Source organism: Methanoculleus sp. UBA303, from assembly GCA_002501655.1.
Lineage (GTDB): Archaea > Halobacteriota > Methanomicrobia > Methanomicrobiales > Methanoculleaceae > Methanoculleus.
Genome location: DANY01000021.1, coordinates 50,644 through 63,558 on the forward strand (window position 1 = coordinate 50,644; position 12,915 = coordinate 63,558).

Annotated in this window: 11 protein-coding genes; 5 read left to right on the forward strand and 6 right to left on the reverse strand. The window is 61.2% G+C overall.

What is annotated here, in order from left to right; translation table 11 throughout:
- Window positions 1–76: 76 nt before the first annotated feature.
- Window positions 77–436 (forward strand): M23 family metallopeptidase, encoded by a 360-nt coding sequence (locus tag BP846_RS04390; protein ID WP_292392836.1) that lies wholly within the window; start codon window positions 77–79, stop codon window positions 434–436.
- Between the two features lie 170 nt (window positions 437–606).
- Here the strand turns inward: BP846_RS04390 and BP846_RS04395 are convergent, their stop codons facing one another.
- The 5 genes from BP846_RS04395 to yaaA form a co-directional block, all read right to left on the reverse strand.
- Entirely contained in the window at window positions 607–987 is a 381-nt protein-coding gene (locus tag BP846_RS04395; protein WP_292392837.1) for a DUF134 domain-containing protein, read from the reverse strand.
- A gap of 239 nt (window positions 988–1,226) precedes the next feature.
- Window positions 1,227–1,370, reverse strand: a complete 144-nt coding sequence (locus BP846_RS04400) for a hypothetical protein (RefSeq protein WP_292392838.1) — start codon at window positions 1,368–1,370, stop codon at window positions 1,227–1,229.
- A 122-nt stretch (window positions 1,371–1,492) separates the two neighbouring features.
- Complete coding sequence (locus tag BP846_RS04405) at window positions 1,493–2,542, reverse strand: hypothetical protein (protein WP_292392839.1); 1,050 nt, start codon at window positions 2,540–2,542, stop codon at window positions 1,493–1,495.
- Between the two features lie 5 nt (window positions 2,543–2,547).
- Complete coding sequence (locus BP846_RS04410; RefSeq protein ID WP_292392840.1) at window positions 2,548–5,919, reverse strand: hypothetical protein; 3,372 nt, start codon at window positions 5,917–5,919, stop codon at window positions 2,548–2,550.
- Window positions 5,920–6,186: 267 nt separating this feature from the next.
- On the reverse strand, window positions 6,187–7,995 hold the full coding sequence (gene yaaA / locus BP846_RS04415; protein ID WP_292392841.1) for a peroxide stress protein YaaA: 1,809 nt from the start codon (window positions 7,993–7,995) through the stop codon (window positions 6,187–6,189).
- Between the two features lie 311 nt (window positions 7,996–8,306).
- Here yaaA and BP846_RS04420 point away from each other — a divergent pair, with 311 nt between their 5' ends.
- The 4 genes from BP846_RS04420 (at window position 8,307) to BP846_RS04435 (ending at window position 12,204) form a co-directional block, all read left to right on the forward strand.
- Window positions 8,307–9,950 carry a SulP family inorganic anion transporter gene (locus tag BP846_RS04420; protein WP_292392842.1) on the forward strand — a complete coding sequence of 548 codons (1,644 nt, stop codon included), beginning with the start codon at window positions 8,307–8,309 and terminating at the stop codon, window positions 9,948–9,950.
- A gap of 49 nt (window positions 9,951–9,999) precedes the next feature.
- Window positions 10,000–11,022 carry an AI-2E family transporter gene (locus tag BP846_RS04425; RefSeq protein WP_292392844.1) on the forward strand — a complete coding sequence of 341 codons (1,023 nt, stop codon included), beginning with the start codon at window positions 10,000–10,002 and terminating at the stop codon, window positions 11,020–11,022.
- Between the two features lie 85 nt (window positions 11,023–11,107).
- Window positions 11,108–11,629, forward strand: coding sequence for a DUF1269 domain-containing protein (locus BP846_RS04430; RefSeq protein ID WP_292392845.1), 522 nt, complete (start codon window positions 11,108–11,110; stop codon window positions 11,627–11,629).
- Window positions 11,630–11,643: 14 nt separating this feature from the next.
- Window positions 11,644–12,204, forward strand: coding sequence for a hypothetical protein (locus BP846_RS04435; RefSeq protein ID WP_292392846.1), 561 nt, complete (start codon window positions 11,644–11,646; stop codon window positions 12,202–12,204).
- A 63-nt stretch (window positions 12,205–12,267) separates the two neighbouring features.
- Here the strand turns inward: BP846_RS04435 and BP846_RS04440 are convergent.
- On the reverse strand, window positions 12,268–12,915 hold a 648-nt coding region (locus tag BP846_RS04440; RefSeq protein ID WP_292392847.1), incomplete at its 5' end, for an IS200/IS605 family accessory protein TnpB-related protein.

The window sequence follows — 12,915 nt, forward strand, 5'->3', positions numbered from 1 at the left end:
TGGATATACCTGGACCCGGCCACCGGACAGGCGGCAGCCGGCAACTACGTCATCGTCGATATCGGGGACCGGAAGTATGCCTGCTACGCCCATGGTCCCCGGCTCGATCCGGGTCGTGATCGGCGACACCGTCACGGAGGGGCAGGTCCTCGGCCTGATGGGGAACAGCGGGAACTCCGATATCCCGCACCTCCACTTCCAGGTCGTGATGGATACGCCCTCCTTCCTCGGCGCCGAGGGCTATCCCCACGTATACCGTTCGTTCGACGTCATCGGCGGGGTCGACCAGACCCTTGCAGAAGAGAGAATGTCCGGGCCCGGTTACCCGGTAACCAGGTTATGGTCGGAATTTGGCGATTTTGTCACGTTCTCCCCGCACCCGGTCTCTCAGGAGAACAGCCTCACGGAGAACTGGGCTATCGTCCGGCTCCCCTGACCGCATCCTTTTTTTGTCTTTCCCTGCAGTTGTCGCCGGGAGATCTCCCGGCCTGAGTCCCATATCTATAAGCGTGGCGGCCCAGTCGTGGGCCGATGGAGGTGCCCCGCCGCTATGGAACCGGCATCCGGCAGGATCCCGGAGGGCACTAAGACGCCCTGCAGGTCCGATCATCCCGGCGGCGGGCCGGAGAGGGCATCCTCGTCTTCAGGGCACCCCTCTTCCCGCCGGCGGCCGCACCCGGCGATCCGGATTGTCTTCCCGTGCACCAGGGCGTCGGCGACCTTCGCCCGCGCCTCGTGGAGGTCGCGCCAGAGGGTCTTCCTGGAGACGCCCAGAGCGAGGGCAGCCTCTTCCTGTTCGAGCCCCTGGAGGTCGACGAGCCGCAGGGCCTCGACCTCCTCGGGGAGGAGGAGGACGACCTCATCGGGCCGCCCGCAGAGGGGGCCGAAACAGCGGAACGCTCCTCGGTCGCCGATTATCCGGCGGACCCGGGGGCGGCCACGCCCGCGGCGGCCACGGCAGCCGTCGGGCGACTCGCTCTCGTTCATGCTACCATCTCCCGGGGAAGAGATCCGTCCCCCGTGCAGATAGTGCCTTCGTTCCGGCACCGGGGTTACCACCGGCGCCGTGCCCGACCGCCGCAGAGACCGCGGCCGGCAGGTCCGGTTCCATCAAATCCTGGCATGGTGTATCACCCCAATTAGTACACATATGAGTAAAAACGTCTTCTTGTACCGGCAGGTGACCATGTCACTCTTCGCTCAGCTGCGCATAGTACTGCCGCGCCTCATTGAGAGAGGTCTTCCATGTACCGCGCAAGCCCGCAGTTCTCGAGGAGTTCTTCAATCTGCTCGGAGGTCTTGATGTCGAGCACAACCCCGATCTCTCTGTCGCCTGCTATGATGTATTGCCGTTTGATATCGATCGCCATACTCCACCCCGATCTTTGTGCCGCAGTTCCCGCACGGTATCTTGGAAGAGCATAAACATTGAGGGCATGCTCTTCTCCCTGCCACGACCGGGTGGGGGGAATATCCCCCGTTCAGGAGAGGATCAACCCCGTTTCCGGGCGAGAAGCGCCGCCCCGGCGAGAGCTGCAAAGCCGGCAAACCACGAGAACGGCAGTCCGGCCTGTTGCACGGCGGTCGCCGAGACCACGGGCCCGAAGGTCAGGGTGGGGTCGGTGAGGGGGGCCGTCGTCGCCGCGGGGGCCGGGACCTCTTCAACCGGCACGGCAAAGACCGCAACCAGGGTGAAGTGCGGGACCGCCGCGCTGACCGTGCGGGTCGAGGGGTGGACCGTCGTCGCAAGAGGTTCCCAGGCGCCGGTCGCGCTGTTGTACCACCGGACGACGAACTGCCCCCCCTCGTAACGCTCCCACTCCTCCGGGGTGAGCGTGAACGAGACCCGGACCGCCGGGTCGAAGGTCGCGCCGGCAGGACCGCACCGGACCGCCCGGCCGACCGGCTCCGAGGTGTCGCTCGTGCCGGGGAGGTCTTCAGGCGAGATGCTCTCGACGCTCACCGAACCGATGGGGGCTCCGGAACGGTCCAGCGCCCGGACCCCGCGGCCGATGGAGAGGCTGGCGTCGCCCTCCGCGGCGGTGATGACGGTGGTAAACCGAACCGCACCTTCAGTATCGGTATCGAGGGTGCCGCTCCCGGTGTACTCCGTCACCGGCGCCGGAGTCGTGATGGGGCCGGCCGGGGCGCCACCGCCCGACGATCCGGAAGAGGTGCCGCTCGTCCCGCCTCCCGTCACTGTGAGAGCGAGGATTGTGGGGGTGCCGGGAGCGTAGACCACCGTCTCCGCGGCCGGGACACCGTCGACGAAGAAGGTGATCGTCTTTCCGGCATCGCCGTCCTCCCCGCTGACAAGCAGCCGCGTATCAAACGTGGAGTCCCCGCCGAAGGCCCCGGCGGCGGGGAGCGTGAGCGAGCCGCAGTCCCGGTCGCCGATCCGGGCGGTGATGACGGTCCCTGCCAGCGCGGGGTTCCCATCGATCGTGACCGAGCCCGAGAACTCTGCGGGGAGGAGGGGGATGGCAGACGCCGTCCCGATAAGGGCGAAGAGGAGGATAAGAATCCAGAGTGTGTGTCTCATCAATATCACGCTCCTATGGCGTAGAGGGTGCCCGGCCCGGACATGGAGAGCCAGTAGCCTCTGCCGGGATAGACCGACCGGGTATCGGCGTTCGCGTCGCTCCCGCCGTTGACGATCCCCGATTCAAAGGATTGGGATCTGGCATTAAACCCGATCAGAGTCGACCACTCTCTGTTGACCGAGTAGAGGGTATCCCTCGCCGTCGCCGGCGCCGTGCCGGTGGTCCCGACGGCATTCCAGCCCGCGGCGAGGATGCGCTCCGCCGGCGGGAGGAGGGGATCGGTCGAGAAGTTCAGGGGGACCGTCGAGAGGCCGGCCGAGTAGATCCAGAACCCTTCGAGGGGGGCTATCCGGTCCTCCTCCACGAGCGCCGTCCAATCCCTTATGGTGGTGTTGTACCGGAGGACCGAGCGGCCGGTGGTATTGATGCCGGAAAAGATCATCGCGGTGTCGTTCCCGGCGGCAAGCGGCCGGGGGACCGAGATGAAGTTCCAGCCGGGGGAGAGGGTGAGGTTGTCACCGAAAGGCTGGATCGGGTCGTTCCCGGAGGGCGTGAACGGGAGAGAATACTCGCTGTCCGGCACGGTCCCGCCGCTGGCGTCGCGCTGGAGGATCCTGAGGAGGGCCGGATCCTCTGCTCCAGTCCCCGGCACAGTGCCAGAGAGGTGGAGGAGGACGCGCACATCCTCCTCACCATAGTCGAGCTCAAACGCGGACAGCGTGAAAGACCCGACGTTCTGCGATCCGGAGCGGATCACCTCCCGCTCAACCTCGATGGCATAGGACCATGCAGGTTCCAGGAGGTCGGTGGAGAACCCGAGATCCTCCTGGCACCCGGCCCGGGGAGCATTGATGATCCCGTTGAGAACCACCCTCTCGCCGGGAGCGAGGTAGTCGAGGGAGGGATTCACGGAGATGCGCTCCACCCGGTACGTAGCCCCTGCAGGGGGGACCGGGTTGACGACACCATCACGGACGGTGAAGGATGCAGATGCCGAGGACTGATCGTCGAGAGACATGACCCGGACGATATACTCCCCGGGTTCTATCACGGCCGTGTCCACGTCGAAACTCCACGCACCCTCATCAGCTACGATGATATCACCGGAGAGAATACATGCCCCATTCCACCGTGAGGTTATCGTGTAGGCCAGCGTCGTCCCTGCCGGGTAGCAGGTTGTGCCGGTGACCGTGAAGGTCTCACCGCAGGTCCAGGTGCTTAGCCAGTCGAACCAGTCGATCTTGCCAAACCAGTTGATCTTATCGGCCCTTTCGATAGGATCGATCCGGATCATGGGCGCCCCGACGGTAAAGGTGAGTTTTGCGTAGGTATCATCGACGTATGGAGACTCAAGGGCACTGATCAGCGCGTTTGCCGCCTCGGATGGCTGCAGGCCGGCAAGGTCTGTAGGCATCACACCGGGGCCGCTGATGGTGGTGCCATTGGCCGTGACATCAAACCCGTTGACCACCGGGTGCTGGACGACGACGAAATACCTGCCCGCGGTGAGGTTGCTGGTTTCAGCGCCTGTGAGGCGGTATGTGAAACGGTTGCTAGAAGAGTACTCATCTCGTAAAACTATCGGCACACCGAGACTGAGGTAGTCCGGGCCGATGATCCAGATCTGGACGCTATCGGGATAGCCCGTTACGGTCCCATCGATCGCCAGATCGTCACCTCGGGCAACAGTATCACTGGATGTGGCCGCTTTAATGGAGGGGAGTTTCAGTTGTATATCGGCCGCGGCATGCTTGACATCACTGAGGTTGTCCCTGCTCCGGGGCTCCGCGGCCGCATAGATCGTGTAATTGCCGGCATTGAGGCGCCTGCCGATATCGGCGGTGTTCCACATGTAGGACCAGGTGTCGTAGGCCTCGACATGCACACAGGTGAATGTGCCCGGATTGCCATCCTCAACCGCGACCTTTATATCCGAGAGTTTGACGCCGCTGACAGCGAGATCGGAACCAGTCAGGAAGAGGTAAGTGGTCTCGCCGTCAGTGTTAATACCATAGAGGGGGACACCCTCACCAAGGTAGCGGGTACCGTAGGTAGTAATAGTGGCTGCACCCTCCTCGATCTTCACCTTGATGTCATCATAGGTGGTAGGATCTGCCGGATCTTCGACCCGGATCGTGAAGACCCAGGCATCAGTACTCTGGTTGGTGTTGAACTGGATAGACCGGGTGCCGCCGGCGGTGGTCATAACGGTCGCGTTCCGCTCCGGGTTGATCATGCCAACCGTGCTAACTCCGTTCTGGCCGGCTACAATCCACGGGTAATCCGAATCGGCAAGGCTTTCTTCCGGCTTGATGAACAGGCGGTAGGCCTTGAGCGACTCGCCGGTGATGGTCACGGTGAAACTGTTGCCACGGACAACGCTGTCCTTGTTTGACGTAATGCCAAGTCCCTTAGGAACAGTCGGGGTCGGTGTTGGTGCCGAGGATTGTTTGAATACTCTAACGCAATGATCGCGGGTTACGTAGACGGTGCCGTCAGCACCAACAGTTATGTCTTTTCCACTTCCTCCAAGAGATCTTGCGAGCAGATTCCCAAAACTATCAAACTTCAGAACGGATGTACTGGAAGCTGCTACAAGAACATCGCCAGCAGAATCAACTGTTATTCCATATGGGTATCCTACTTGCCACTTCAGAAGGAACGCGCCGGTACTGTTAAACTTCTGAATACGGTTGTTGTAACAGTCCGCGACATAGACGTTTCCGGCAGCATCGACCACGACATCTACCGCGTTGTGAAACTCCCCATCATAGGTGCCAAACCCTCCCCATGAAGTGAGGAAGTTCCCATCGCTGTCGAACTTCTTGATGCCACCTCCAGCGATGACGTAGGCGTTGCCGTCGGCGTCAAAAGCAATGCTCTGGGGGTATTGGAGTTGCTCTTCGCCGGTGCCGTATGATCCCCATTTCTTAAGAAACGTTCCGTTGCTATCGAATACCTGTATGCGGTAATAATCTACCACATACACCTTTCCATCGGCATCCAGCGCGATATTATCAGGTTGATAAAACTCTCCGTCACCAGAGCCCGAAGACCCCCACTGCAGAAGGAACGCGCCGGTACTGTCGAACTTCTGTATCCGATCGCAATAATCCGCCACGTAGACGTTCCCCTCGGCATCGACGGCTATCCCGGTCGGACGGTTGAACCGTCCGTCATCCGCGCCGAGAGATCCCCACGTGGCGATGAGTTCGTACTCGCCGAGCTCGGACGCCAGCACAGGCGGGCAGGCGAGAACCGCCAGCAGGGAAAATACAATGAATAAGCCATATTTTCCGATCATACCGCTCCCTCCAGGCTCCCGTGCCAGCATCCGCCCGGGGAGGCCTGCGGGAACCGTGATCAGAGATCGCATGTGGGACAGTGGTATTATAGGGGGCATAAGCCTTGCGATTGTTTCGCGGGCCACCCTGAAGCGTCTGTTTCTTTACGCAGAGGAGTTTTGAAGCGATAGACAAACCATGATTTACCGGGCCGGCTCCCGGATCCTGAGGGTAAGCGGATCGGAAGATAGCCGTGCCCGCCGGAGGGGGTTACATATCCTCCGACCACCCCGCGCGCTGGCGATGTCCCCCTCCGGACGCTCCTCAAGGATCATCAACCGGATTCTGCTCCCAGAGCATCAGGAAGATTCGGGGTATATGAGGCCAATGATTGCGTTAATGGTCGGCACGATCTTCTTTCGCTCTTCCATCCCTTTTTCAAATGATATCACCTTCGGGTGAACTGCTTCGTTACGTATCTCTTCCACCGAACTGCATTTTTTCATCACCTCAATAAACCTACCCGATGAGTTTTGGCCGAGTAGTTGACGCAATTTAATTGCAAAAGGATTCTCGGGATATTCGATCAGACCATCTGGTAGCCGGGCCCATTGACCCAGAGTAATCTGTTTTGCAGAGACTTGGTGCGAATACCAAAACGGCTTCCAGAGTCTACCCTCCTCCCGGGGCCGATAGCGAACGCTCTGAGGGATACTCCCTCCATATGCTCTTCTTAGTTGGTCCCCGACCTTGCATGTGATCTCCTGGTGCAACAACTTCTCTAACCCTTTGCCATAGTGCCATATCAGAGATGAGCCTGCATCCGGAGGGTTGTTCGGGTTCCTATAGGAGTGGATCGTCGCCCGATCCGCACTTGCCAGGATTTTCTTCGCATCAGGATCGGTGATTTTTTCAAGCGCTATCATAGGTTCGCCGGTCGGGAAGTCGCTCGTCAGGCCCTCGCGAGCCCCATAGATAGCCCTGAAGTACACATTTCCGATGGACTCCTCCGGAACGATAGAGTACAACTGTTCTTCAGTGTAGTGGATGAGTTGCTGAGCGATGCTCTCACCAAATGCAGGCAGAGCATTATCACCCGCACCAACCGGAGAAAAGACGTGCAGGATGTCACACTCGATCCCGCTCTCTTCAACCATTCCTTTGAATCGCTGCCAGTTGATGAGATCCCGGTAGTAGTAGATGCCGGTAAAGTCAAAAATTCGCCGAACACCCTGGGATCTGACATAGTCGAAGAGGACGTTCGTCAGGAAATCGTTATCTCGCCATATTCGTTGAACCAGATCATCGTCGTAGAGCGGTATTGAATAGAGCTGCACCGGGTCGACGGGCGTGATGATCCCGTAGAGGCCGGATAGGATCAGAAAGTGGTGCCCGGAGTTCAGCACCGCTTTTTTACCACGGACATTGAGACTCTGGTAAAACCGCCCTTCATATCTCCAGAGCGCAGGGAGATAATAACCCTCTTCAGAGCCGCCAAAATCCCGACCGCGTACCAGATTCAGATTATATGGATGATCTTTCTGGTTTGCCTTGTCAAAAAAGACTTTCCCCTGAATCAGTGTATTAAAAACTTCTTTTCTTCTGGATATGAGCTGATCACAGCGATTGGAGAGGTATCTCGCACAGGTTGTATCCACCTTATTATAGTATGGAAAGCCCTCTTCCGCCTTCCGGAAGGAACAGATTGTAAGAAACAGTACCCCACTTTGGGGACTGTAGACATCGCCCTTTTCATTGGCCAGAGAAGGGATATCATCGAAATCATTGAAGAGCGTGATCTTGATTCCGGCGTCTTTGAGCCTCCCTATGAGGTCCCGATACACCTGATGAAACTTCGGGTCGCCCGTATCCCCATAGAAGAATACCTCATACTTCTCCAGACTCTTCTCGGCCCTGGAGACGAGCTGCTCAAACTCCGCGGGAGTGACTGCATCAGGCGGTTTGTCGTACCATTTCCGTCGCTCTCCCGGGAACCACACTCCATACTCGTCAGAAAAAATCGCCCAGAATGCCCCGGCCTCTTTGCACGCCCTGATAAATTTCTGGATTCGTTTGCTCGTGTATAACCTGTCTGGGGTCACCTTCTCATTGGATTTTTCGAGCGAGTCGTCCTTCTGCCCGCTACAATACGTAAGGAATATCTTCATGCATGGGCATCAACGCATTTTGGGATAAATGTATACATCTTGTTCTCCGGATCACTACACTCAACCAGCTTATCTATAGCGAACCTCCAGCCCGGGGCTAAATTGGTGTACCGACGCCCTACCGAAGGCTCCAATGGATGACTTGCCTGATAGTAGTCCAGCCGGCTCTGCCTGACCCCGCCGGCGCCATAACCGCCCGAGCCACCGCACCTTCGGGAGCATCCGACCCACCCCGCCGAACTATCCGGAACTCCCGAACAGTTGCCCCGGAGGGTAACTATATACCCCGCGCCCCGCCTTCTCCCCAGAGCATGCCCGCCGGTACGCCGCACTGGAGAAGGAGCCTCCCCGCCGACCTCACCGCCGGGGCGACCACCGCTCTCGTCGGCATCCCACAGGCGATGGGGTTCGCCCTCGTCGCCGGGATAAACCCGATCTACGGCCTCTACACCGCAACGTTCTCGACAGCGATCGGGGCGCTCCTCACCGGCTCCTCCTACCTCAAGGTGATGCTCTCAAACGTCCTCGCTGTCTCCCTCTACTCAGTCCTCGCCCCGGTCCCGGAGGCCGACGTCCCGGCGACCCTCTTTGTCCTGACGCTCCTCGTCGGGCTCTTCCAGCTCGGGTTCGGGCTCGTCCGGGCCGGCAGCCTGACCCGGTTCATATCAAACGCCGTCCTCACCGGGTTTGTCACCGGGGCGGCGCTCCTCATCGTCCTCGGTCAAGCCGGGAACCTTACCGGCTACGAACTCGAAAGAGACGCGATCCAGATCCTTGCCGTCCTCGACCTCATCCACCACGCCGGGGAGATCCAGGTGCAGGCGCTCGCCGTCGGCCTCCTCACCATCGGGCTCGCCCTCGCGTTGCGGCGGGCACCTCACCTCAGCTCCGCCGCCCTCCTCCTCCCGGTCATCATAACGACCCTCCTTGTCCGGACTACCGGCCTCGAGGTCGCGCTCGTCAGCGACATCAGCGCCATCCCCGCCGGCCTCCCGCTACCCGTCGTCCCCGACCTCGCCCTCACTCCCGGGCTCCTCGTCCCGGCGCTCGCCCTCGCCATCATCGGGCTCGTGATGGCCGTCGGGGTCACGGAGAAGACCCCCGAGCCCGACGGCACCATCGCTGATGTGAACCAGGATTTCCGGGGACAGGGGATCACAAACATCGCCTGCAGTTTCCTCCAGTGCGCACCGGCGAGCGGGTCGCTCTCGGCGACGGCGCTCAATGTCAGCGCGGGGGCCAGGACCCGGGCAGCGAATCTCATATCCGGCGCCCTCGTCGGGGCGGTCATCGTCCTTGCAGGACCGCTTGCGGAACTGATACCGCTCCCCGCCCTTGCCGGGCTCCTGATCCTCATCGGGGCCGAACTCATCTACCAACCCGGCGAGATCGCCTGCATCTGGAAGTATTCCCGCACCGGGCGCTGGGCAATGGTCGCCACCTTCGTCTCCACCCAGGTGCTCCCGCTCCAGTACAGCATCTATATCGGCGTCTTCCTCTCGCTTGCCATCTACCTCGTCACCTCCACGCGAGAGGCCTCCGTCGTCCGCCTCGTGCCGGCGGGCGGGGGGATGTTCCGGGAAGAACCGGCGCCCGACCAGTTCCCGGGCAATCAGGTCACCGTGCTCTCGATCTCCGGCAACGTCTTCTTCGCCACCCTCCGGGCCATCGAACGGTCACTCCCGTCCCCAAAAGAGGCGAAAGGCGCCGTCGTGGTCCTCGCCCTCCGGGGGCGGGTCGAGGCCGGGACCGGACTCTTCCGGATGCTGGAGCGCTACGCCCGGCAGGTTCAGGCACACGGGAACCGGCTCATCCTCGCCGAAGTCAACCCGGGACTCCTTGCGGGCCTCAAAGAGACCGGAGCGGCAGAGGTCATCGGCCCGGAAAATATCTTCATCGCGACACCGGTCATCGGCGAGTCGATCCTCGAGGCGATCCGGGCGGCCGGCGGGTGAAGCCCGGAAAACTCTTTCTTCCGGAAAGCCCCAATGCTGCTTTGTAAATATGACCGGTGAAAGCCTCTCTCCCCCTGCCCGCATCGCGATCATCGGAGCGGCAGTCGTCATTATCCTTGCAGGGATCCGGGCGGCCACGCCGATCCTCGGCCCGTTCCTCGTCGCCGTCTTCTTCGCCATGATCACCGCGCCCGTCATGGCGTGGCTGACCCACCGGGGGGTGCCGCGGGTTCTCGCCGCCGGGACAGTGGTCGCGGGGCTCATCGCGGTCCTCGTCGGCACGACCCTCTTCCTCGGTGCGGCCCTCACCGGATTTCTCCTCTCCCTGCCGCAGTACGAGAAGGCCCTCGAGGCGCAGGTGGCCGTCCTCGCCAGCTACGGCATCGACCCCGCCGGCATCCGGGTCTGGGACTACATCGATCAGGGGATGGTGATCCAGCAGGCGGCCGGGCTCGCCCGGCAGATCGGGAGCATCACCTTCGATGTCTTCATCGTCTTCGTAGCGATCGGGTTCCTCCTCCTCGAAGCGCCCCGATTCGCGGCCACCCTCAGGCGGCGCCTGGGACCGGAGAGCTCCCCCTACCGGCACCTCACGCAGTCGGGCCGGCTCCTCATCGAGTACGTGGTGGTCAGAACAAAGGTGAACCTGATCACCGGGGTCGGGACCGGGCTCTTCCTCTACGTCCTCGGGATCGAGTTTGCGGCACTCTGGGGGTTCGTCGCCTTCGTCCTGAGTTACGTCCCCTACATAGGCCTCGTTGCCGCCGCGATCCCGCCGACGCTCCTCGCTCTCATCGATTTCGGGCCGGTGGGGGCCGTGGCCGTCATCGCCGCCGTCGCCCTCATCGACGCCGCCGCAGAGAACCTCGTCCTCCCCCGGATGGCCGGGCGGGAACTCAACCTCTCGCCGTTCGTCGTCCTCTTCTCCGTCGTCTTCTGGGGCCTCATCCTCGGGACGGTCGGGGTCTTCCTCGCCATACCGCTGACGATCGCGGTGAAACTCTTCCTGGAGAGCTGGGAGGAGACCCGGTGGATCGGGGAGTTGATGGGTGCCGGGGACCGGGAGGAGTGAGAACCGGTCCCCCGGCGGGGGGGACCACAGGGAATATATATACCGGATTACATGTTCGCCTGCAAATCAGTTGCAGGTGAGAAGTATGAGCGATCTGGTTGCCATCGCTTACGATGGCGAGGATACCGCGTTCCGGGTCAGGGATCGGCTGGTCAACCTGACAAAGGAGCACATCATCGAACTGGAGGACCTGGTGGTCGTCGTCCACCATCGGGATGGAAAGACCGAGATCAAGCAGGCCACCAATCTGGCCGGCATGGGGGCGCTCTCAGGTGCCTTCTGGGGGCTCCTGATCGGCCTGATCTTCTTTGCACCGATCTTCGGGCTCGCCATCGGCGCGATCGCCGGGGCACTCGCCGGGCGTTTCTCCGACTACGGCATCGACGACAAATTCATCAAAGAGGTCGCGGAGAACGTCGGCCCGGGCAACTCCGCGGTATTCCTGCTCATCCGGAAGATGACACCGGACAGGGTGGTCGACGCCATCAAGGAGTACGGCGGTCGCGTCATCAGAACGTCGCTCTCTGAGACGGAGGAGGCGAACCTCCGTGATGCGTTCGGCGCCGGGATGCCGGCAAAAGCAGAAGTGCCGCCGCCCTCCGCGTAGGCGGGGGGCCGGGCATGCGGGAAGTCGGGGTCATCCGCACGGAGCGGGACGGGGCGACAGCGATCACGTTCCGGTTCAAGGCGATCGATCAACTCCTGGACCCGGACGACCCGTCTCCGCTCCCCGACCGGGAACTCACGGAGTTCGCCGAGGAGTTCATCGCCGGCTACCTCGACGGCTACAACATCAAGGAGATCACCGGCATCACCGTCGGCCTCCCGCGGGATTCGCTCTCCCCCGAGGAGGCCGCGCTCCTCCCGGAGGCGGTTCGGCGGCACTTCTCGTTTCGCTCAGGCGACCTCGACCATGATATGCGGATATCCCTCCGGGAGGGAAAGGTCAGTCTCGGTCTCGCCGTCCTCAACGCGGCGGTTGCAATCATTTTCGTCACGCTCTTCTCCGGATCCCTCGAGGAACCCGGCGTCATCCTGCTCGGCGGGCTGATCACTATCCTAAACTGGGTGACGATCTGGGACACCTACGAATACTTCGTCTACGACTACAGGCACCTCGCACGAAGACGCCGGATCTACCGGAGACTCACGGGCATCGAGGTCCGGGTCGAGGGACGATGACACGAGGAGCAGGCCCGGTGACAAAGACTGTTTACGGAGCGCAGACTAACGTCAACTACCCCCCTAACGGAGGGGGCTTGCCACCGGGGCCCCTTGCGGGGCACAGGGTTGCACTTTCATCTGTGCGAAGGGTGACGGTTCAAAAGTCGTCCTTATTCGCACCGGCCGGTTGACGCGGCCACTACCGATTATCCGTGGAACCACGGAATCACCGGCTACCTTTCGTGCATGGTTCAGAGCGCCGTTGACATCGGCGTTGATCAGGGTTCCCAGAGCACTCTGGTACAACCCCCGCTTGACCCGCCGTTTCCTTCCATAGGGGGGCTTTCGGATCGGGTCAAGGTTGAGCGCATCGACCTGCGAGGTGTATGCCTCGAAGTGCGAGTCATCAAACCGGATCCCGTACTGCTCGCACTTGCTCTTCAGTTTCTGCCGGAACTTGTGATACGGAATCTGCACGAAGTTCTGGTTGCCCCGTCTGCCGTGGTTGATCTTGTCCTTGATCCCCTCCCAGCGGGGCAGGATCACGGTGCCGATCCGGTGCTGGAGGGCATAGTCCACGATCCAGGTCACGTATCGGTTCATCGCCTCCTCGATCTGGCAGTCCCGCTTCTTCAGCAACCATGCCTGCCGCTTCGTGATCCCGGTTAGCCCCTGTTTGTCCTTGATGCTCTGCAACCGTGCGTTCTCTTTGTTGTACCACCGGTTGAT